22 protein-coding genes and 1 tRNA gene are annotated in these 20440 nt (G+C 66.1%); 14 read left to right on the plus strand and 9 right to left on the minus strand.

What is annotated here, in order from left to right:
• Positions 1-189 precede the first annotated feature (189 nt).
• The gene (locus tag AC5RT3_RS19230) at positions 190-864 is read right to left on the minus strand and encodes a hypothetical protein (protein ID WP_494010727.1); all 675 of its coding nucleotides are present in this window, start codon (positions 862-864) and stop codon (positions 190-192) included.
• A gap of 104 nt (positions 865-968) precedes the next feature.
• Here AC5RT3_RS19230 and AC5RT3_RS19235 point away from each other — a divergent pair, with 104 nt between their 5' ends.
• Positions 969-1481, plus strand: coding sequence for an HXXEE domain-containing protein (locus tag AC5RT3_RS19235; protein ID WP_494010726.1), 513 nt, complete (start codon positions 969-971; stop codon positions 1479-1481).
• Here the strand turns inward: AC5RT3_RS19235 and AC5RT3_RS19240 are convergent.
• The 5 genes from AC5RT3_RS19240 to tmk all read right to left on the minus strand — a co-directional run bounded on the left by AC5RT3_RS19240 (position 1478) and on the right by tmk (position 5524).
• Positions 1478-1738: a hypothetical protein gene (locus AC5RT3_RS19240; protein ID WP_494053703.1), complete on the minus strand. Its 261-nt coding sequence runs from the start codon at positions 1736-1738 to the stop codon at positions 1478-1480. The two genes, AC5RT3_RS19235 and AC5RT3_RS19240, sit on opposite strands and share 4 nt — an antisense overlap.
• Positions 1739-1926: 188 nt before the next feature.
• Positions 1927-1999 (minus strand) — tRNA-Thr (locus AC5RT3_RS19245).
• A gap of 104 nt (positions 2000-2103) precedes the next feature.
• A complete protein-coding gene (locus AC5RT3_RS19250; protein ID WP_494053702.1) occupies positions 2104-3669 on the minus strand; it encodes an alpha/beta hydrolase in 1566 nt (521 codons plus the stop codon).
• Positions 3670-3686: 17 nt separating this feature from the next.
• Complete coding sequence (locus AC5RT3_RS19255) at positions 3687-4829, minus strand: DNA polymerase III subunit delta' (protein ID WP_494053701.1); 1143 nt, start codon at positions 4827-4829, stop codon at positions 3687-3689.
• The gene (gene tmk, locus AC5RT3_RS19260) at positions 4826-5524 is read right to left on the minus strand and encodes a dTMP kinase (protein ID WP_494053700.1); all 699 of its coding nucleotides are present in this window, start codon (positions 5522-5524) and stop codon (positions 4826-4828) included. The genes AC5RT3_RS19255 and tmk overlap by 4 nt, the downstream gene beginning before the upstream one ends.
• Positions 5525-5645: 121 nt before the next feature.
• Between tmk and AC5RT3_RS19265 the strand changes: the two genes are divergently transcribed.
• Both AC5RT3_RS19265 and AC5RT3_RS19270 read left to right on the plus strand, forming a co-directional pair.
• On the plus strand, positions 5646-6836 hold the full coding sequence (locus AC5RT3_RS19265) for a trans-sulfuration enzyme family protein (protein WP_494053699.1): 1191 nt from the start codon (positions 5646-5648) through the stop codon (positions 6834-6836).
• Positions 6837-6845: 9 nt separating this feature from the next.
• The gene (locus AC5RT3_RS19270) at positions 6846-7199 is read left to right on the plus strand and encodes a DUF2516 family protein (RefSeq protein WP_494053698.1); all 354 of its coding nucleotides are present in this window, start codon (positions 6846-6848) and stop codon (positions 7197-7199) included.
• A gap of 175 nt (positions 7200-7374) precedes the next feature.
• Here AC5RT3_RS19270 and AC5RT3_RS19275 read toward each other — a convergent pair whose 3' ends face one another.
• Positions 7375-8220, minus strand: a complete 846-nt coding sequence (locus tag AC5RT3_RS19275; RefSeq protein WP_494053697.1) for a class I SAM-dependent methyltransferase — start codon at positions 8218-8220, stop codon at positions 7375-7377.
• 95 nt (positions 8221-8315) lie between these two features.
• Here AC5RT3_RS19275 and AC5RT3_RS19280 point away from each other — a divergent pair, with 95 nt between their 5' ends.
• Positions 8316-9062 carry a phosphoglyceromutase gene (locus AC5RT3_RS19280; RefSeq protein ID WP_494010720.1) on the plus strand — a complete coding sequence of 249 codons (747 nt, stop codon included), beginning with the start codon at positions 8316-8318 and terminating at the stop codon, positions 9060-9062.
• A gap of 136 nt (positions 9063-9198) precedes the next feature.
• On the opposite strand, the gene phoU is transcribed toward AC5RT3_RS19280, so the two are convergent.
• On the minus strand, positions 9199-9861 hold the full coding sequence (gene phoU / locus AC5RT3_RS19285) for a phosphate signaling complex protein PhoU (RefSeq protein WP_494053696.1): 663 nt from the start codon (positions 9859-9861) through the stop codon (positions 9199-9201).
• A gap of 207 nt (positions 9862-10068) precedes the next feature.
• Between phoU and AC5RT3_RS19290 the strand changes: the two genes are divergently transcribed.
• Positions 10069-11316, plus strand: coding sequence for a sensor histidine kinase (locus AC5RT3_RS19290; protein ID WP_494053705.1), 1248 nt, complete (start codon positions 10069-10071; stop codon positions 11314-11316).
• On the plus strand, positions 11313-11993 hold the full coding sequence (locus tag AC5RT3_RS19295; RefSeq protein WP_494010718.1) for a response regulator: 681 nt from the start codon (positions 11313-11315) through the stop codon (positions 11991-11993). The genes AC5RT3_RS19290 and AC5RT3_RS19295 overlap by 4 nt, the downstream gene beginning before the upstream one ends.
• Before the next feature lie 106 nt (positions 11994-12099).
• Here AC5RT3_RS19295 and AC5RT3_RS19300 read toward each other — a convergent pair whose 3' ends face one another.
• The gene (locus AC5RT3_RS19300; RefSeq protein ID WP_494010717.1) at positions 12100-12657 is read right to left on the minus strand and encodes a hypothetical protein; all 558 of its coding nucleotides are present in this window, start codon (positions 12655-12657) and stop codon (positions 12100-12102) included.
• A gap of 255 nt (positions 12658-12912) precedes the next feature.
• Between AC5RT3_RS19300 and AC5RT3_RS19305 the strand changes: the two genes are divergently transcribed.
• The 8 genes from AC5RT3_RS19305 (at position 12913) to AC5RT3_RS19340 (ending at position 20435) form a co-directional block, all read left to right on the plus strand.
• Positions 12913-13395: a CarD family transcriptional regulator gene (locus AC5RT3_RS19305; RefSeq protein ID WP_009357288.1), complete on the plus strand. Its 483-nt coding sequence runs from the start codon at positions 12913-12915 to the stop codon at positions 13393-13395.
• 122 nt (positions 13396-13517) lie between these two features.
• Complete coding sequence (gene ispD / locus AC5RT3_RS19310; RefSeq protein ID WP_494103799.1) at positions 13518-14300, plus strand: 2-C-methyl-D-erythritol 4-phosphate cytidylyltransferase; 783 nt, start codon at positions 13518-13520, stop codon at positions 14298-14300.
• 2 nt (positions 14301-14302) lie between these two features.
• A complete protein-coding gene (gene ispF, locus AC5RT3_RS19315; protein WP_494103798.1) occupies positions 14303-14818 on the plus strand; it encodes a 2-C-methyl-D-erythritol 2,4-cyclodiphosphate synthase in 516 nt (171 codons plus the stop codon).
• Between the two features lie 9 nt (positions 14819-14827).
• Positions 14828-16285, plus strand: coding sequence for a cysteine--tRNA ligase (gene cysS, locus AC5RT3_RS19320; RefSeq protein WP_494103797.1), 1458 nt, complete (start codon positions 14828-14830; stop codon positions 16283-16285).
• A 90-nt stretch (positions 16286-16375) separates the two neighbouring features.
• Positions 16376-17365, plus strand: coding sequence for a 23S rRNA (guanosine(2251)-2'-O)-methyltransferase RlmB (gene rlmB / locus AC5RT3_RS19325; RefSeq protein ID WP_494010713.1), 990 nt, complete (start codon positions 16376-16378; stop codon positions 17363-17365).
• A 104-nt stretch (positions 17366-17469) separates the two neighbouring features.
• A complete protein-coding gene (glgX, locus tag AC5RT3_RS19330) occupies positions 17470-19581 on the plus strand; it encodes a glycogen debranching protein GlgX (protein ID WP_494124961.1) in 2112 nt (703 codons plus the stop codon).
• Between the two features lie 13 nt (positions 19582-19594).
• Entirely contained in the window at positions 19595-20071 is a 477-nt protein-coding gene (locus AC5RT3_RS19335; RefSeq protein ID WP_494124962.1) for a guanyl-specific ribonuclease, read from the plus strand.
• A 7-nt stretch (positions 20072-20078) separates the two neighbouring features.
• A complete protein-coding gene (locus AC5RT3_RS19340; RefSeq protein WP_494124963.1) occupies positions 20079-20435 on the plus strand; it encodes a barstar family protein in 357 nt (118 codons plus the stop codon).
• Positions 20436-20440: the final 5 nt, after the last annotated feature.

The following is a 20440-nucleotide window of genomic DNA, read 5'->3' on the forward strand; positions in this document are numbered from 1 at the left end:
GACCTGCCACTGCGGCCCATCGGTCCGGATTCCCCGTCGCCACTGCCGATCTAACATGGACGGGCGACGGGTTGCCGTGCGGCTCGGAATTCTCTCTAGCGTCCATGGCGTTCCCTCCCTGGCGCTGCACCCTAGGCGAGCTGAGAGTAAGAAGGGCGCAAACTTACGATCATTTTAAGCCTCCGGGACCTAGACAGCCACACCGTCATTGGGCATGGCCCTCCGGCGGCGGGGGACACCCCTGGCCCAGAAAGCAATCATCAGCCCGGCAGTTGCTGCCCCGCCGGCGTATATCGAGGGCGACGCCCACGCTCCCTCGGGCGTAGGGGTTGCGAAGGCCACCACGACCGCGGCCACGGCCAGGAAAACCTCCGCCCCGGCTTGCAGCGGCCGGGCCCTGTACTCGGGGTAGGCGAACCGAATGAGGGGGATGATCGGCAGGGTGAACAGTCCGAGGCTGAAGACCGGCCAGATGCCGTTGAAGGTGAAGATCACCAGCCCCAGCACCCACAGCGCGGCGAACGTCAGCAGCTGGCCCGCCCGGAGCGGGTTCTCCGACGTCCAGCGGGTCACCAACAGTCCCCATGCGGGCAGGCCAACCAGCCAGCCGCCGGCCCAGAAACCCAGGCCCAGCAGCGCGAGCACCACAAGCAGGGCACCGGGAAGCAGGAATGCCACGGCCTGCCGAACCGACAGGACCTTCCTGACTGGCCCGAAGATGCAGGCCCCGACCAGCAGGTAGACGGCCGCGTACCAGGGCAGCAGCTGGATGATGGGATCCGCCAGGCTGAACACCAACACGGCCAGGGCCGGGGCCATGACGCACACCGCGGCGATCGTCCACGGGCGTTCGGCATCAATCATGGGGCGACCCTACCTTGGAATTCTTGGTAAGCCCGCTACTTAGATATGCCGGGGAAGAAAGGGGCCCACGCCAAAATCCGGCCTTTTACTGGAATGATGAACGAGTGGCAGCACCCCAGAAACTTCGGAATCGCACATGGCGTTGTGGACCAGCATGGCTCTTCCTCGCATGGGCGCTGCACGACCTCGAGGAAGCCGCAACCTTCCCTGCCAGTTGCAACTACCTGGCTGACCGTACTGGGATTCACGCGCTGAGGATGGACTCGCGTCAGTCCTGGGCAGCGGTCGGCTTGATGGGTGTGCTCGTCGGATGCGCTTGCATACGCGGCGCACAGACGGCGGGCAGTTCGCGCCTGTACCGGGCAGTGGTCGCAGGGCTAGGTGCACACGTCTGGACGCACCTCGGCGCGACTGTGCTTGCGCGGCGCTACACGGCAGGCGTCGTGACCGCGGTGCCCGTGATGCTGCCCGGCGTGATCGCGGCAGGCAGAGAACTTGACCGCGGCGGGATTCCGGTACGCGCGAGGGATCGAGCACTGGGCGCGGTCGTCCTGGTGCTTGCGGCATTCGTATGCCACCTCACCGTTCGTGTGGCGATGAGGCGCAGAGCGAACTAAGCGTCGCAGCGCAGTCCCGTCGACCCTGCTTGAATGATCAGGTAGCCCCGTTCAGGGAGAGTCCGGAGCTTTTTCAGATCATCCACTGTCAGCTCTGTAACTGGCCATCCAGAGGCAGCAGCTATCCTTCGGGCGGTGTCGAGGATGACGCTGAAGCCGCGGGGATCGCCGGCAGAGGCCAAAGTTATCTGCTCTAGGCCGTGACCCGAGTTTCTCAGTGTGTAGGCGAGGTCTTCAGCACATTCGGTGAGGCTCATAGCCTCACCATAGCTTCGGCAAGAGACTCCTCGTGGCGACTAGAGTCGCAACACTAAGACCCAGTCTGGTTGAAAGGAGTCAGCAAAGTGTGCCATAAGTGTGCCCTGCGCCCAGGCGGTACTAGTCGCTTAACCAGCGAAAAACCCCGGAAACCCCTGCATTTAGGGGCTGTCCGGGGTTTATCCCGAGCTTCCTATCAGAATCGAACTGATGACCTTTTCATTACGAGTGAAACGCTCTACCGACTGAGCTAAGGAAGCGCGCATGGGGTTTCCGGCGGAACCGGGTGCCTCATGCAAGAGTCAACTGTAATAGAGTCCCCGCGCCCGGGTCAAAATGGCGCGGGGGCCGGCAGCTGAGGTGCTCAGCACACGGTGTTGTCGGCGGGCACCTCACCGCTCACCAGGTACCTGTCCACGGGATCCTCCAGGCAGCTGTTGGCCCGACCATAGGCCGTGTGCCCCTCACCCTCCCAGGTCAGCAGCGTGGCATTTCCCAGCTGCTTTCGCAGCGATGACGCCCATTCAACAGGGGTGGCGGGGTCGCCCGTAGTGCCGATCACCACGATGGGCGATTCACCGGTGTACTCAACCGGGGCGGGAGTCCGGACGTTCTCGTGCGGCCAGTCCTGGCAGCTGGTCCCGCCGTAGGCGAAGAAGTATCCGAGCGTGGGTGACTCCTGCATCAGGCGCTGTTGTTCGGCGCGCATGGCTGCCGGGTCGGACTCCATGGGGTAGTCCAGGCAGTTGATCGCGTTGAAGGCGAACGTCGAGTTGGATGTGTACGAGCCATTGGATGAACGGTCCGCGCCGAGGTCCGCGAGGCGCAGCATCAGGCTCACGTCCCCTGTCATCGCCGCCTCGAGTGCCTGGGTCAGGGCCGGCCAGCTCTGGTCGTTGTAGAGCGGTGTGATCAGGCCGCTCACTAGCATCGTTGCGTTGACCACGCGGCCGTCCTTGGCGGTACGCGGCGTCTCCTTGACTGCCGCTATAAGTTCGCGGATCTGCTCCACACCGGAATCCACGTCACCGTTCAGCGGGCAGCCGTCCTGCTGCTGGCAGCTGGCAACGTAGGCCCGGATGGCCTTCTCGAAGGCGCGGGCCTGTCCGCTGGTCACCTCCTCATAGCTGATGGAGGGATCGAGGGCGCCGTCCAGCACCATCCGCCCCACATTGTCCGGGAAAAGGGATGCGTAGGTGGAACCCAGGAACGTGCCGTAGGAGTAGCCCAGGTAGTTCAGCTTGGTGTCATTGACCACGGCGCGGAGGATGTCCAGGTCCTTCGCGGCGCTCTGCGTGTCGATATGTGCCAGGACCTCGCCGGTCTTCTCGGCGCACTGGTCAGCGATCGCCTTGTTGTCGGCCCGGGCAGTTGCCAGGCCGGCATCCGTTTCCAGGTCGTAGATCTTGGCCCTTGCGGCATCCCGCTCGGCATCAGTCAGGCAGTTGACGGGTGCCGAGCGCTTCACTCCGCGGGGATCGAAGCCCACCAGGTCATATGCGTCCCGGACCGGCTGCGAGAAGTGCGTTGTGGCTGCATCCTTGACGAAGTCGTAGCCGGACGCCCCGGGTCCCCCGGGGTTGACCAGCAGGCTTCCAGTCCTGTTGCCGGTGCTGGCCGCCTTCAGGGCGGCTATTTGGATGGTCTCGCCGTCAGGATCCCCGTAATCCATGGGAACGGTGATCTTGGCGCACTGGAACTCGTTCTCGCAGGGCTCCCACACCACTTCCTGGGAGTAGAAACGCTCCAGCCCGGAAGGGGCGGAGGCCACGATGGAAGGATCGGCCTTGGCGGTTGCTGTCTCCTGGTTGCGGTCTCCGCCGTTGAGCAGGCTGCACGAGGCCAGCACCATGGCAAGAACCAGGGCGCCGGCGGCACGGAGCCCGGTCGCGAGGGACCGGGGGCATGCGGGCAGGGGGCGGGCAGTCATCGGGTCTCCTTGGAGGGTTAGATCAGGCTGGCTGCCATGGATTCAATGGTCAACAGCGGGGCAACGTTGGTGGTGGTGATGCGTTCACGGGCTTTGTTGATTGCGTCCATCCGCGCGAGGGTGGTTTCTGGCGTGGAGCGGCTGGCGAACTCCTCCAATTCGCTCCTCAGCTCAACGTTTACCAGCTCCACAGCATTCCCGAGCTGGATGATCAGCACGTCGCGGTAGAACGACAGCAAATCGGTGAGGGTCCGGTCCAGGGAATCGGTGATGGACCGCTTCGCCCGGCGTTTCTGGTCATCCTCGAGCTGTTTCAGCTGGCTTCGCATGGCCGGCGGAAGGGTGCCAGACTCGGGTGCGCCCAGCGTGGCGAGCAGTGCGGCCTTCTCCGCAGCATCGCGCTCCTCGTTCGAGCTGGTGGCCTCCGCGGTGGCGATTTTCACGAGCTTGTCCGCCATCATTACGGCCGCCGTGACACCCCGCAGCCCGAGCGGGAACCTCACGGTTTCGAGGCGGCGTTCCCGGGCCGCGGCATCCCTGGCCAGGCGGCGGGCAATGCCCACGTGGCTTTGCGCGGCGCGGGCCGCCCGTTCGGCAAGCGCAGGATCAACGCCGTCGCGCTTCACCAGGAGGGCGGCAACATCCGAGGCGGGTGGCAACCGCAGCGCCACGCTCCGGCAGCGGGAACGGATGGTGACCAGCACGTCCGCGGGGGAGGGCGCGCACAGCATCCACACCGTCCGCGGCGTGGGCTCCTCAATCGCCTTGAGGAGCACATTGGTGGTCCGCTCCGCCATCCGGTCCGCGTCTTCCACCACGATGATCCGCCACCGGCCGGACGACGGCCGGTTTCCGGCGGTGGCCACAAGTTCACGCGCCTCGTCAATGGTGATAGTGACCTTTTCGGTCCGGACAAAGGTTACATCCGAATGCGTTTCGCCCAGGATGGTGTGGCATGCCTGGCATGTGCCGCAGCCGCGCAGGTTCACGTCCTCCTGGTCGCAGTTGAGCGCAGCGGCAAACGCCTTGGCCGCATTCGAGCGTCCGGAACCCGGAGGACCGGTGAACAGCCAGGCATGGGTCAGGCTGTCACCGGTGGAGGCCTGCCGCAGTTGTTCGACGACGGCGGGCTGGCCCTGGAGGTCGTCCCACACGGTCATGGGTTACCGCCGCCGCGGGCGCCCAGGGAGGGAACAGCACCGGCAGGGGTCACTGGGCGGACTGTCAGCAGGGCATCCACGCGCTCCAGGATTTGTGCCGCGAGGTCCCCGACCGGGAGCCGGGCGGGCAGCACCAGATAGGCGTCCGGGCGGCTGCGGGCCAGCCCGAGGAATGCTTCCCGGATGCGGCCGTGGAATTCGTCCGCTTCGGACTCCAGCCGGTCTTCAGCGGCGTCACCGGCGGTGCGGCGCTGGCGTCCCACTGCCGGGTCCACGTCCAGCAGGATGGTGAGGTGCGGTTGCAGGCCGGACGTGGCCCACTCGTTCAGGGACTGGACCGAGTCCGTGCCGAGACTCCGCCCGGCGCCCTGGTAGGCGACGGAGGAATCGATGTAGCGGTCCGTCAGGACGATCTCGCCGCGCTCCAGTGCCGGCCGGATCACCTGGGTGGCATGCGCGGCCCGCGAGGCGGCGAAAATTAGGGCTTCGGTGTGGGCATCGATGTGCCCGTGGCCATGGTCCAGGACCAGGGAACGCAGCTTCTCACCGATGGGGGTTCCGCCCGGCTCCCGGGTGCGGAGCACTGTGAGCCCCCGGGATTCCAGGGCTTCCGCGAGCCGGGCCGCCTGCGTCGATTTGCCGGCACCGTCGCCGCCTTCAAACGCGATGAAAAGTCCGGACCCTTGTGTGCTCACCCCTCAAGCCTACCGACCGCGAGGGGCAATCAACGATTGGAGAAGGGTTCATGTGGACAGTCCTGCCAGCCCTGCCTTGCCCTTCGGGGAACACCGGAGCCGGGCCAGTACGCTTTTGACCATGAGTCTTTCCGAACAGCACGCGGCCGCCTTGTCAGCAGAGACAGTGGTGGTTGCGGCCGGGCGTCCCCCGCGGGAACGGGACATGCCGGTCAACCCGCCCCTGGTCCTTTCGTCCACCTACTACGGCACGGGTTCGCTCGATACCGGCGACCGCGGCTACGGGCGCTACTCCAACCCCACATGGGATCCCTTCGAAGAGGCACTCGCCCAGCTCGAAGGCGCCGAACTGCCCGGGCTGCTGTACGCCTCGGGCCTCGCAGCCGTCAGCTCCGCCCTGTCGCTTGTACCGGCCGGGGGAGCGCTGGTCATGCCCACCCACAGCTATTCGGGGACCCTGGTGATGGCCTCGGAGCTGGCCCAGAAGGGTTTCGTCGAGCTCCGCACCGTGGATATCGCCGACACGGCCGCCGTCCAGGCTGCCCTGGCGCCGGGCGGTTCGGGAGCCCGGGCCGCGGCGATGCTGTGGCTGGAAAGCCCCACCAATCCGATGCTCGGCATCGCCGACGTCGCGGCGCTCACGGAGGCAGCGCACGCCGCCGGCGCCATCGTGGTCACGGACAATACTTTCTCCACGCCGTTGGTGCAGCAGCCGCTGGCCCTGGGGTCCGACGTCGTCCTGCATTCGGTGACCAAGTACCTGGCCGGCCATTCCGACGTCGTGCTGGGCGCCCTGGTGACGTCAAACCCGGACATCCGCTCGGCCCTTCTGCACAACAGGACCATCCATGGCGGCATTGCCGGCCCCTTCGAAGCATGGCTGGCGCTGCGGGGCCTGCGGACGCTCGCGCTCAGGGTGGAACGGTCACAGCAGTCCGCCATGATCCTGGCGGAGCGGCTCAGCAACCATCCCGGGATCGAGTCGATCCGGTTCCCGGGGCTGCCCGCGGACCCGGGCCACGAGCGGGCGAAGGCCCAGATGAAGGGATTCGGATCCATCGTCTGCGTCCAGGTGGCCCCTGCCGGGGGACAGGACGGCGCCGGCGCGGCGGACAAACTGGTCCAGGCCCTGGAGCTGTGGCTGCCGGCAACGTCCCTCGGCGGCGTCGAATCCCTTATCGAACGCAGGCGCCGGCATGCTGCCGAGCCGGCGAGCGTTCCGGAGAACCTGGTCCGCCTGAGCGTGGGCATCGAGAATGTCGAAGACCTTTGGGCTGACCTGGAGCAGGCGCTGGACACGCTGGGAGGCTAGGCTTGGGTTGTGGACGGTGAACTGATTATTCGGCCTGTTGAACAGGCAGTGTTCTTTATCCTTGCCCTTGTGGCGCTGGGCCTGGAGCTCTGGGCCGTGGTGGACTGCGCGCGGCACCGCGCCAACGCCTTCGAGGCAACCGGCAAGCGGACCAAGACCTTTTGGCTGGCATTGACCGGCGGCGCGGCCTTTGTTGGTGTCATTTCACTGTTCGGCAGCGGCGGCGGCATCTTCGGTACCCTGGGCCTCTTCGGGCTTGCCGCCGTGGTGGCCGCCTCTGTTTACCTCGCAGACGTACGGCCGGCCGTCAAGGACGCAGGCCGTGGCGGCAGCCGCAACATGGGCCCCTACGGCCCCTGGTAATCCCCACCGGCCCCCCAGGCTCGCAAGCTCGCCCAGGAACCCCTGCCGGCGTGGGCCCACCACCGGCCCCCCAGGCTCGCAAGCTCGCCCAGGAACCCCTGCCGGCGTGGGCCCACCACCGGCCCCCCAGGCTCGCAAGCTCGCCCAGGAACCCTGCCGGCGTGGGCCTATCCGGCTAAAGCCCCGGAGCCACCGCTTCCCAGTCCACCGTCAGTTCGCCAAGCCGCCAGCGGGCAGGACCGTCCTGCACCGGCCAGCCGGCGTCCCGCAATGACCGGCACATGCCCTGCCACCGCTGCCGGTTGCCGAACGACGCCAGGGGAGCGGCTTCCAGCCAGGCGCGGTCCATCGCCTGCAGCAGCCCGTGCACCCGTTCGCCGGGCACGTTGCGGTGTATGAGCGCCTTTGGCAGGCGTTCGGCCACATCCGAGGGCAGGTTGAAGCTGCCGAAGCGGACGGAAATGCTCAGTGACAGGGGCCGTTCGGCGTCGAGCGCCACCCACGTCACCCGCCGGCCGATCTCATCGCAGGTCCCGTCAATGAAGAGGCCGTCGTCGGAGAGACGGTCCTGGACAAGCCGCCAGATGCCTGCGACGTCCGCCTCCTCATACTGCCGCAGCACGTTGAAGGCACGCACCAGGACCGGGCGGCCGGGGACGGGAAGTTCAAAACCGCCCACGTGGAAGCTCAGGCCCGGCCGCTGAAGGGGCAAGGCGGCACTGACGCGCGAGGGTTCTATCTCGATGCCGCAGACCTGTACATCCGGCCGGACGGCGGCCAGCCGTTCATAGAGTTCGACGGCGGTGGCCGGCGTGGCCCCATAGCCCAGGTCCACCACCAGCGGGTCAGCCGCAGAGCGGAGGCGCCAGGCCTGAGGCCCGGCCAGCCAGCGGTCGAGGCGGCGCATGCGGTTGGGATTGGTAGTGCCGCGGGTCACGTTGCCCACGGGCCTGCCCTGCCTGCCCGCCGCGCTCCTGCCGGTGATCTGCGGGGCGGCCACCCGTTCAGCCTTTTGAACCACCGCCCCACCTTACCGTTGCCACGGCAGCGGCGGCTCCCCGCCGTCGGCTTGTAACGCTGGGCGGTCGGCAACGGCGCTCGGCTAGGATGAAAATCATGACTTACAAGCTGATTCTGCTGCGCCACGGCCACAGCGAATGGAACGCCAAGAACCTGTTCACCGGCTGGGTGGACGTTGACCTGAACGACCAGGGCCGCGAGGAAGCAGCGCGGGGCGGTGAGCTCCTGGTGGAGAACAACGTGCTCCCGGATGTGCTCTACACCTCCCTGCTGAAGCGGGCCATCAACACGGCCAACATCGCCCTGGACAAGGCCGACCGCGGCTGGATCCCGGTGAAGCGCGACTGGCGCCTGAACGAGCGCCACTACGGTGCGCTGCAGGGCAAGGACAAGGCGCAGACCCTGGCCGAGTACGGCGAGGACCAGTTCATGGAATGGCGCCGTTCCTACGACACCCCGCCGCCGCCCCTGGACGATAACTCCGAATTCTCCCAGGCCCACGACCCGCGCTACGCCGGACTCGGTGCCGCGCTTCCCCGCACCGAGTGCCTGAAGGACGTGTTGGTCCGCCTGCTCCCGTACTGGGAATCGGACATCAAGGAAGACCTGAAGGCCGGCAAGACCGTCCTGGTCACCGCGCACGGCAACTCCCTCCGCGCACTGGTCAAGCACCTGGACGGCATCAGCGACGAAGCTATCGCCAGCCTGAACATCCCCACCGGCATCCCGCTGGTGTACGACCTGGATGAGAACTTCCAGCCCATCAAGCGGGGCGGAACCTACCTCGATCCTGAAGCTGCCGAGGAAGCCATCCTCGCGGTCGCCAACCAGGGCAAGAAGTAGGGCATCAAACACCGACGGCGGGCTGGTCACCTTTGGTGACCAGCCCGCCGTCGTTTCCCCCCAGCAGTTTTTGTCCAGATATGGTGACCTCAGCGGCGGGGAAGCCGCCGTATTTGGACGAAAACTCTGCGCGGGGTCAGCTGTGCTCGATGCCGTTCGGCTGCCATGCACCGGTCACCAGGTAGGTAACCTTCTGGGCGACGGAAACGCCGTGGTCCGCGAACCGTTCAAAGTAGCGGCTGGCAAGGGCCACGTCCACGGTGGTGGCGGGCGACTCGTTCCACTCGGGCGCGGCGATCGCCTTGAAAACGCTCAGGTGCAGGTCATTGATGGCCGTGTTGGCCTTCAGGATGTCCCGGGCAACTTCCAGGTCGCGGGTCTCCAGCAGCACGGTGAGCTTGGCCGCGATTTCCTTGTCCAGCTCGGCCATCTGCTTGAACGTCTCCGTCATGGACGCCGGAATCACCGTCGACGGGAAGCGGAGGCGGGCCAGCTGTGCGATATGGCGGGCGAGGTCGCCCATTCGCTCCAGCGATGCGCTCATACGCAGGGAGCCCACGATCATGCGCAGGTCGCTGGCGACCGGACCCTGCAGAGCCAGGATGTCGATGGCCCGCTCATCCAGGCTGTTCTGCAGGAAGTCGATGCGCGCATCCGCGGCAATGACGTCCTGGGCGAGGTCCACGTCCGCCACTTCGAACGAAGTAGTGGCCTTTTCCATCGCTTCGGTGACCAGCCGGGAGATCTGAACCAGCTCCTCACCCACGTGGGTGAGTTCTTCCTGAAAAACCTTACGCACGTAGGCGTCCTTTCCTTGAAATCCCTGCCGGGCCCGCTTCCGGGCAGCAGGAATCGTGTGGCCGTTCGGCACTCCAACTCGTTACTCTGCCAGTATCCGGTAAACGGTTGGTCCCTTGAAGGTGAACGTTAGTTGAACCGTGGGCGCAGGGGGTCCGGACGCGCCGGGTGGGCCCCGGCAAGAGCATAAGGTGGACCTGTGGATCCTATGCTCATCGGTCTGGTCGCAGGCCTCGTCGGCCTGGCGCTCGGCACCTTTGGCGTGCTCGCCTTCCGGGTCAGCGAGAAGCAGCGCCAGTTGCTGGACATCGACGCCGAGGAACTGGCTCTACCCGCCGGCGCAGCGGAAGTGCTTGCCATCGTCGGGCGGGCCTTTGTGGTGGTCGACGCGGTGGACGGCGTGGTCCGTGCCAGCCCCGCCGCCTACGCCTACGGCCTGGTGCGTGGACATACCGTGGTCCACAAGGAACTGCTGGACATGACGGCAGGTGTCCGGCGCGACGGCGTCATCCTGGAAAAGCAGCTGGAACTGCCCCGCGGCCCGCTGGGACAGGGAACCATCATTGTCCAGGTGCGGGCAGCCATGCTCGGCGAGGAATACATCCTCCTGCTTGCGGACGACCGCACGGAGATCACCCGGACCGAGGAGATCCGGAACGACTTCGTCGCCAACGTCTCCCATGAACTCAAGACTCCGGTGGGCGCCATCTCGCTGCTCGCCGAAGCCCTCGAATCCTCCGCGGACGACGAGGAGGCCGTCCGCCGTTTCGCCAAGCGGATGCACAAGGAATCCGCCCGGCTTGCCGCGCTGGTGCAGGACATCATCGAACTGTCGCGCCTGCAGGGAGCCAGCGTCACCCAGCAGGGCGGCCCCGTGGACGTCAATGCGGTGATCGCCGAAGCGGTGGACCGGTCCCAGCTGCCCGCGGAAAGCAAGAACATCACGATCGTGGTGGGCGGCCGGACCGAGGGCAAAGTGTTCGGCGACCAGGACCTGCTGGTCACGGCCCTGCGAAACCTCATCGACAACGCCATCCGGTACTCGCCGGCCAACACCCGGGTGGGCATCGGAGTCCGGTCCCGGGAAGGGCTCGTCTCCATCTCCGTAACAGACCAGGGTGAGGGCCTTACCCCGGAAGAACAGGAACGCGTCTTCGAACGCTTCTACCGGGTGGATGCGGCACGGTCCCGCCACACCGGCGGTACCGGCCTGGGCCTGAGCATCGTCAAGCACGTTGCCTCCAACCATGGCGGTGAGGTGACCGTGTGGTCCCAGCCCGGCCAGGGATCCACCTTCACCCTCCGCCTGCCTGAGATGGAAGGGCACGACGGCGACGACGACGTTCCGTCCGCGGCCGCCGCCCGGCAGGAGCCGGCAGGGCATCGAGCCGACCAGCCAACACTTACCCAGGTACCCCGCGCCGCCGGCGCAAAAGAACGAGGAGCTAGCGCTTGAGCAGGATCTTGATTGTGGAGGACGAGGATTCGTTCAGTGATCCCTTGTCCTATTTGTTGGGCAAAGAGGGCTTCGAAGTTGAGGTGGTGGACAACGGCCTGGACGCCATCACCGAATTCGACCGCAACGGTGCCGACCTGGTGCTCCTGGATCTGCAGCTCCCGGGCCTGTCCGGCACTGAGGTCTGCCGCCAGCTCCGCCAGCGTTCAAGCGTCCCGGTGATCATGCTGACAGCCAAGGACTCGGAAATCGATAAAGTCGTGGGGCTGGAACTGGGGGCTGACGACTACGTCACCAAACCCTATTCTTCCCGCGAGCTGGTGGCCCGGGTCCGGGCGGTGCTGCGGCGCCAGGGCGAGCCGGAGGAGCTGATTTCCTCCACGGTGCAGGCCGGCCCGGTCCGGATGGACATCGAGCGGCACGTGGTCAGCGTGGACGGCGAGCAGGTCCTGCTTCCGCTGAAGGAGTTCGAGTTGCTCGAGATGCTCCTGCGCAACTCCGGCCGGGTATTGACCCGCGGCCAGCTCATCGACCGGGTGTGGGGTTCCGATTATGTGGGCGATACCAAGACCTTGGACGTCCACGTGAAGCGGCTGCGCGGCAAGATCGAACCCGACCCCTCCGCGCCGCGGTACCTGGTGACGGTGCGCGGGCTCGGCTACAAGTTCGAGCCGTAAAGGCGCCCGGGGATCCACGGAAGCCGGGACGGCAGCATTACGGGACATGCAAAAGGGAGGGGCCGGCCGGCCCCTCCCTTTTGCATGTGGCTTGCTGCGCCGCTGGCTAGTGGCCGGTGCCGCCGCCAAGTTCGGAGGCGGTGGGCGACGGCGTGGGGGAAGGCGACGGGGTGCTTCCGGCCGGCAGGTACTCCTTGTACTCCGGCAGGGTGGCGTCCAGGACGGGAACCTTGACGGTGTTGCTGACGTTGGTGCCGCTTTCGGTGATCTTGATATCCACCAGCGACCCCGGGATACCGCCGGTGGTGCTCAGGACGGCTTCATCCGTGTCATTGTTCAGCAGGACGTAGGAGTTGGCCTTGACCGGAACCTCGGTCTCCGAGCCCTCGGCGCCGTTGACCGTGAGCTTCACGTCCTGGGACGAGGAGTTGTAGACGGCACCGATGACCCGGCCCGGCTCGTCCTCGCCGTTGGAGACGATGAGGAAGTTGCTCAGCTTGAGGGGGCCGAGATCGGTGACAATGCCGTCCGACGCCTGGTACTGCTCGCTTGTCTGCTGGGAATTGATGTACCCGCAGCCCGACGTCAGCAGTCCGATGCCAAGGGCGGCAGCCGTCAGTGCCAGTTTGCCGCGCTGGGCCCGGTTCGTCGCAGTGAAACGCACGTCACGTACTCCTCGAGAGTCTTGAAACAGATTTAGGCATAGCCTATCCGGAAAGCCGCCAAAACGAGGATTCGGCGGCGTCACATCGCCCTTGGCAGGGCCACGGCGATGCACTATTATCCGCATCCGTCAAGGGGTCCAAGGGGGTCGATTTGGGCCAATTTCCGCGTATTTTCGCGGTTCCGGGCCCTTTCCGCGGCCGGTCATATGCCTGAATCGTGATAAACTGGTCTGCGGGAAAGGGGAAATGTCCACATGGTATTTGAGGTCGGCGAGACAGTAGTTTACCCTCACCACGGTGCTGCGAAGATTGAAGAAATTAAGATGCGCACCATCAAGGGCGAAGAGAAAATGTATCTCAAGCTCAAGGTGGCTCAGGGTGATCTGACCATTGAAGTTCCAGCAGAAAACGTTGACCTTGTTGGGGTCCGGGACGTAGTGGGCAAGGATGGCTTGGAGCACGTGTTTGATGTGCTCCGTGCCGAGTTCACCGAGGAGCCCACCAACTGGTCACGCAGGTACAAGGCAAATCTGGAGAAGCTTGCTTCCGGTGACGTCATCAAGGTAGCAGAGGTCGTCCGCGACCTGTGGCGCCGGGATCACGACCGGGGCCTTTCCGCAGGCGAGAAGCGAATGCTGGCCAAGGCCCGGCAGATTCTGATCTCAGAACTGGCGCTGGCCGAAAAGACCGATGAAGAGAAGGCGGCAAGCGTTCTCGACGAGGTTTTGGCTTCCTAAGAATTAAGCCCCGGCGGCACGAAAGTGCGCCGGGGCTTCTTTTTTGTTCCGGATTTTTCCGGGCCAACACACGGCAGCGCCCCGCCGGACGCTGCGGCCCGCGGCGACGTAGGCTAGTCCGCATGAGCGAAACACCTAACCGCCTCGTGACCGCGGTGATCCTGGTGGCCGCAGGTTCGGGGCAACGGCTTGGTTATGGCATGCCCAAGGCTGCAGTGCCGCTGGGTGGAGAACCCATCCTGATGCATGCCCTGCGCGGCATCGTCGCGTCCGGAATCAGCAGCCAAGTGTGCATTGCGCTGCCCGCCGGAAATGACGGGCTGCGCAGGCTGTGTGAGGACTTCCGCGAAGAGCTTGCCGACGGCGGTCCGCTCCTGACGATCGTTGACGGCGGAGCAACGCGTGCAGAGTCCGTTCGTGCCGGTCTGGGCGCCCTTATGGAGGGCACGGACGCCGTCATGGTCCACGACGCCGCCCGCGCGCTGACGCCCGACTCCGTCTTCCATCGCATCGCCGACGCCCTCGCTGCCGGCGCTGAGGCGGTCATTCCCGCGATCGCCGTCGTGGACACCGTCAAGACAGTCAGGGCCACCGCCGACGGTGACGGTTCACCGGCGCCGGAGGTTGTCACCGGAACTGCTCCCCGTGAGGACCTGCGCGCCGTGCAGACGCCCCAGGGGTTCCGGTTGGCCACGCTCCAACGGGCCCACCAGGCCGCCCAGTCGCTGGACTCGCAGCAGGCGGCAGCGGTCACGGACGATGCCATGCTGGTGGAAATGACCGGAACCACGGTCCATGTGGTCCGTGGTTCTACCCAGTCGCTGAAAATCACCACGCCGCTGGACCTAATCCTGGCCGAAGGGCTGCTGGAAGGCCCGCTTGGCGCGCGCTGGGTGGAAGGCTAGGGATGGCAGACCCGCAGATGATCATTCCCCGGACGGGCATCGGCCTGGACGTCCACGCTTATGCAGCAGACGATTCAGCGCGCCCCCTATGGCTCGGCGGACTGTTATGGCCCGGCGAGCGCGGCCTTGCCGGGCACTCCGACGGGGACCCGGTGGCACATGCGGCGGCGGATGCCCTGTTCTCCGCAGCCGGAATCGGGGACCTCGGCACCCACTTCGGCACTGACCGCCCCGAATTCGCCGGCGCCTCGGGCGTAACGCTCCTGGCCGAAGCGGCGCGGATCGTTCGTGCCGCAGGATTCGAGATCGGCAACGTGGCAGTCCAGTTCGTGGCCAACCGGCCCAAGTTCGGGCCCCGGCGGGAGGAATCGCAGCAGGTCCTCAGCGACGCCGCGGACGCACCCGTCAGCGTCACCGCCACCACCAGCGACCGGCTAGGATTCACCGGACGCGGCGAGGGCATCTCCGCCGTGGCAACCGCCCTGGTCTACCCCCGGCCCGCCAGCGCCATCGGCTAGTCTGGAGCGGTGACCCTGCGCTTCTATGACACTGCCTCCGCTGAAGTCCGGAACTTCGTCCCCCTCGTCGAAGGAAAGGCCAGCCTGTACTACTGCGGGGCCACAGTGCAGGGCATGCCCCACGTGGGCCACATCCGTTCCGCCATCGCCTTCGACCAGCTCACCCGCTGGCTGACGTTCCGGGGGTACCGGGTAACGGTGGTCCGGAACGTTACAGACATCGACGACAAAATCCTCGCGAAGTCGGAGGCGTCCTTCGCTCCGGGCTTCGTGCCGGAGCCGGGGGAAGTGGCCCAGGAGGAATGGTGGGCGCTGGCGTACCGCTACGAGCAGGAGTTCCTGCGGGCCTACGACACCCTCGGCGTTTCCCGGCCCACCTACGAGCCGCGGGCCACTGGCCACATCCCCGAGATGCACGCCCTGATCCAGCAGCTGATCGACCGCGGCCACGCCTACCCCGCACTGGATGACTCCGGTGACGTGTACTTCGACGTGCGTTCGTGGAGCAAGTACGGCGCCCTGACCCGGCAGAACATTGACGACATGCAGGCGGCACCGGACGCCGATCCGCGCGGGAAGAAGGACCCCCGCGACTTCGCCCTGTGGAAAGGCTCCAAGGAGGGCGAACCCGCCACCGCCTCCTGGGCGTCACCATGGGGGGCAGGCCGTCCCGGCTGGCACCTGGAGTGCTCCGCAATGGTCACCAAGTACCTGGGCACGGAGTTTGACTTCCATGGCGGCGGGCTGGACCTGCGCTTCCCGCACCATGAGAACGAGATGGCGCAGTCGCAGGCGGCAGGGCATCCTTTCGCCAGTTTCTGGATGCACAACGGCATGGTGACCTATGAGGGCGAAAAGATGTCCAAGTCCATCGGCAACACCATCAGCCCCGCAGAAATGCTGGAACTCGCCCCGCCCCGGGTGGTCCGCTACTACCTCGGCCAGGCCCACTACCGCTCCGTCCTGGACTACCGTCCCACGTCGCTCCAGGAGGCTGCGGCCGCCGTCGAACGCATCGACGGGTTCCTTGCCAAAGCCGCGGCCCGCCTGGGGCATGATGCCGGGCACGCCAGCGCCCGCACGCCCGTAAGCCTGGAGGCATTTTCCGAGGCAATGGACGACGACCTGAACGTGCCGCGCGCGCTGGCTGCCCTGCACGAGGCCGTCCGGGCAGGCAATACCGCCCTGGCGGAGGGCGACGACGACGCTGCCGGTGAGGCGATGCACGCCGTCACCGTCATGACGGGCGTGCTGGGGCTCGACGCCGTTGCCGGTGCCGACACCCGGAACAGCCGGGAATCGGATGCGCTCGGTGTCCTGGTGGAGGCTCAGCTCGCTGCCCGGGCCGCGGCGCGGGCCAACAAGGACTGGGCTGCCTCGGACTCCATCCGCGACATGCTCAACGAAGCCGGCGTGGTGGTCGAGGACGGCCCCGACGGCGCCACCTGGAGCCTGAAGCGCGACTGACCCAAGGGATTCCCGCAGCGGTCCGGCGATTTTTCTTCGGTCAGTAGACTTGTATGCAGACTCAGTCAACACAATCAAGGGTGGAACATCATGGCCAACAATGGTCGCCGATCGGTTAAAGCGAAAAAGGGCCCAACCATCGGAACCGGTGGCCATGGCCGAAAGGCCCTGGAAGGCAAGGGGCCAACGCCCAAGGCGGAAGACCGGCCGTACCACAAGGCCCACAAGGCCAAGCAGCTTGCCGAGCGGTCCGCCGCCAAGCGCGGCACCGGTGCCCGCAGTGCGGGGGCAGCGAAGTCCGGGCCCAAGGGACGTGCCACCGAGGAAGTGGTCACCGGCCGCAACTCGGTGGTGGAGGCGCTCCGCGCCGGCATCCCCGCCAAGGCGCTGCACGTCGCCATCCGGATCGAGATGGATGACCGCGTCAAGGAGTCCCTGAAGCTCGCTGCCGAGCGCGGCATCCCGCTCCTGGAAACGGGCAAGCCGGAGCTGGACCGGATGACCGATGACGCCGTCCACCAGGGGCTGGTCCTGCAGATCCCGCCGTATGACTACGCGGATGCCTATGAACTGGCCGAAGAAACGGTGGACAAGTGGAAGAAGGGGCACGTCCCCAACGCACCGCTCTTTGTCGCCCTTGACGGCATCACCGATCCCCGCAACCTCGGCGCCATCATCCGCTCCGTGTCAGCCTTCAGCGGCCACGGCGTCATCGTTCCCGAACGCCGTTCCGTCGGAGTCACCGCCTCCGCCTGGAAGACCAGCGCAGGCGCCGCAGTCCGCGTTCCCGTGGCACGCGCTTCCAACCTCAACAACGCCCTCAAGCAGTTCAAGAACATGGGCATCTTCGTTCTGGGCCTCGACGGCGACGGCGACATCTCGCTGCCGGACCTGACGCTCGCAACGGAACCGGTGTGCATAGTGGTGGGTTCGGAAGGGAAGGGCCTCAGCCGGCTGGTCCGGGAGAACTGCGACCAAATCGTGTCCATCCCCATCGATTCGGCGATGGAATCGCTGAACGCCTCCATGGCAGTGGGTATCTCCCTGTATGAGGTCTCGCGCCAGCGCGCCGCAAAGTAGGAAATATGAGGGGATGGAGCGCGCCTCCCGCAGGCCCTTCCCTCCCCGGCGCCTTGTCTAGCGTCGGGGCAGTTCAAATGCCCGTGGCGGCTATTATTTAGGTGATGGTCATACCGCTTTTCGACACCGCTTCCACCATGGACTCCTCCACGGCAGCTCCCCTCGGTGTCAGCGTTCCGCGCGCGGACTCCGGCGGCACCCAGCACCGTGCCGGGGGCCGGGCCAACGTGGCCTGCTACGCCCCGGGAGTGCCCAGCCTGGAAATCGTCTACATCGCACCCGGCGGGGACTGGCGTGTCCAGGCGCTCCCCAACGTCACGGAGGGGGTCCACCACGGCATCGTGGAGGACCTGCCCTACGGCTCGCGGTACGGGTTCCGCCCCGCGTCGCGGGAACAGTCGCTGCCCCTTTCGATGCCCACGCGGGAGGTTGAGGACGACGGCGGCCAGCCCCTGCTGCTCGATCCGTACGGCCGTGCGGTGGACCAGCGGGACGGCGTGCTCACCAGCGTCCGAATGGCCGGAGACTTCACCTGGGACGGTGACGAACGGCTGCGCCTGAAGTGGCGCGACACCATCATCTACGAAGCCCATGTCCGCGGGCAGACCATGCTCCACCCGGATGTTTCCCGGGAGCTGCGCGGCACCTACGCCGGCATGGCCCACCCCGCCGTGGTGGAGCACCTCACCAGCCTGGGAGTCACTTCGGTGCAACTGCTGCCGGTGCATTTCCACCTCGACGAACCGCACCTGCAGGACCTGGGACTGACCAACTACTGGGGCTACAACACTGCGGCCTTCTTTGCCCCGCACCCGGCATATGCCACCAAGGCGGCGCGGGAGGCCGGGCCGAAGGCTGTGCAGGACGAATTCAAGGGGATGGTCAAGGCCCTTCACGCCGCCGGCCTGGAGGTCATCCTTGACGTCGTCTACAACCACACCGCGGAGGGCGGACCCAACGGCCAGACCGTGAGTTTCCGGGGCCTGGGGGAGGACACGTACTACCGCACGGACGGGCAGGGCAGGTATGTGGACACCACCGGCTGCGGGAACAGCCTTAACTTTGCCGAGCCCCGGGTGGTCCAGCTGGTGGTGGACTCGCTGCGGTACTGGGTGGACGAGTTCCACATTGACGGCTTCCGTTTCGACCTCGCGGTCACCCTGTGCCGCAACGCTGCCAACGACTTCGACCCCCGGCATCCATTCCTGCTGGCCGTCGCGGCGGACCCCGTCCTGTCAGACGTGAAGCTGATCGCCGAACCCTGGGACGTGGGCTACGGGGGCTGGCAGACCGGACGGTTCCCGCTGGGTTGGGTGGACTGGAACGACCACTTCCGGGATTCCCTCCGCTCCTTCTGGCTTGCGGACCGGGCAGCCCTCGAAAACGGCGGCCACGGCGGGTCAGTAGCCAAGCTCGCTGACTCGCTGTCAGGCTCCGCTGCCCTTTTCCAGGCTTCCGGACGCTCCCGCCTGGCATCGGTCAACTACATCACCGCGCACGATGGCTTCACCCTGAACGACCTCGTTTCCTTCGACCGGAAGCACAACGAAGACAACGGTGAGCAGAACCGGGACGGGCACGGCGACAACCGCAGCTACAACCACGGCGTGGAGGGCCCCACCGAGAACGGCGACATTCTTGCCAAGCGGGCCCAGTCCCGCCGCAACCTGATGGCCTCGCTGCTCATTTCCCTCGGCGTGCCCATGATCACCGCCGGTGACGAACTGGCACGGACGCAACTGGGCAACAACAACGCCTATTGCCAGGACAACGCCATCACCTGGCTGGACTGGACCCGCACGCCGGAATCCCACGAGATGCTGCGCAGCACCAAGCGCTACATCCGCCTCCGCAAGGAGTTCCTCGCCGCCCAGCCCCACGACTTCCCCGTCCGCGACGAACAGTCCTACCTTTACTGGTTCGACCAGGACGGCCGGCCAATGTCCACCGAGCGCTGGAACGATCCGCGCCACCGGGTGGTCCAGCTTCTGCTCGGCACTGACGACGGGGAGTTCGCAGGACTGATCGTGGTGAACGGCGGAACCTCGGACGTGCAGATCACGCTCCCGCAGGTTACCGCCGAAGGGACCGCTCCGCGCAGGTTCGAGCTCCGCCTGACCACCTCACCGTTGCACGAACAGCGGCAGGGCGGGGTGGTGGCTGCCGGGGAGACGGACGTGGCCGAGGCCAACTCCATCAGCATCTACCGCACGTAGCCTGGACCGAAGAATGCGCAACCGTTCCCTCCTGCCCCTGCTGCTGGGTGCCCTTGTGGTGCTGGCCCTGGTCATGTTCGGCGGCCCCGGACTCCTGGATCAGCCGAGGGAAAGCACGACGGCGGAGGCCACCTCCCGCGCCACGGCACCGGGTTCCGCCTCACAGTCCGCCCCCGCGGCGCCGGTCGCGGCTGACAACCCTTCAGGGCTGGCATCCATCCGGGAATCGGAACTGCCGCCTGAGGGCCGCAGGGTCCTGGCACTCATCCGCGCGGGAGGCCCGTACCAGTACAGCCAGGATGACCAGACCTTCGGCAACTTCGAGCGCATCCTGCCGCGCCAGGACCGCGGATACTACCGCGAGTACACCGTGCCCACGCCCGGGGAATCAGACCGGGGCGCCCGCCGGATCGTGGCCGGCAGCGGCGGGGACAAGTACTACACCGAAGACCATTACGAGTCGTTCAAGTTCATAGCGGAAGGCAGCTAAGCAAGCCATGAAAATCTACTCTGGCGACACCTGGACCCTCGAGGAACTGCAGGAACAGGTGGCCGATGCCGGACGCCGAATCCTGGTTGTCCCGCCGGCTGACAGCAAACGTGCCGTCCTGGAAACCTTCGGTGAAGTCCTCAGTTTTCCGGAACACTACGGGGTCAACCTCGACGCCCTGAACGACTCCCTGCACGACTTTGCGGACTCGATCACGGACAACGGCAACGCCCCGGTCACCGTCCTCTGGCAGGTGGCCGCCCCGTTCCGGAGCGACAGGTCCTTCGGGATCATCTGTGAGATCCTCCAGGACGCGGAAAGCTACGCAGGCAAGGACCTGGCCGTCACCGCCGTCCTGCTCTAGCCGCA

Source organism: Arthrobacter sp. Y3221159 (assembly GCF_059089885.1).